Raw genomic sequence first — 500 nt, forward strand, 5'->3', positions numbered from 1 at the left:
TCATAGAGCAAACGGTTTAAGCACGATCCCCTCTTGGGTCTGTAGCTCAGTTGGTTAGAGCGCACCCCTGATAAGGGTGAGGTCGGCAGTTCAAGTCTGCCCAGACCCACCAGATTTTATCCATCTCTGCGTTATTTTATGACTCGCATAGCAGGCTATGCTTCGCCATAAAATGCCTTGTGATGAATAAAATTCCGAGAGGTAAGTGTCTAAAATGGGGCCATAGCTCAGCTGGGAGAGCGCCTGCCTTGCACGCAGGAGGTCAGCGGTTCGATCCCGCTTGGCTCCACCATTATGTTGGTTTTTATCCAACGCCGTTTGTTTGTTTTGTGACCATTGATAAGTCGCACGTTTAAATCGTCGCTTTATCACTGTTCATTGAACAGTCGCTCTTTAACAATGTATATCATGCTGACATTAACGTTTTTTTAAAACGTTGATACGTAATTGTTGTGTGATACGTCTCAAGCGTATCCGGCAATCGTTGTCATTGCGAGATA

At 45.6% G+C, this 500-nt stretch carries 2 tRNA genes; both read left to right on the forward strand.

Annotation, left to right across the window (positions count from 1 at the left end):
* Window positions 1-35 precede the first annotated feature (35 nt).
* Window positions 36-112, forward strand: a tRNA-Ile gene (locus ACT3TJ_RS18060).
* Between the two features lie 104 nt (window positions 113-216).
* Window positions 217-292, forward strand: a tRNA-Ala gene (locus tag ACT3TJ_RS18065).
* Window positions 293-500: the final 208 nt, after the last annotated feature.

Origin of the sequence: Halomonas sp. AOP30-A1-24, assembly GCF_052378165.1 — a bacterium.
Classification (GTDB): domain Bacteria; phylum Pseudomonadota; class Gammaproteobacteria; order Pseudomonadales; family Halomonadaceae; genus Vreelandella; species Vreelandella citrativorans.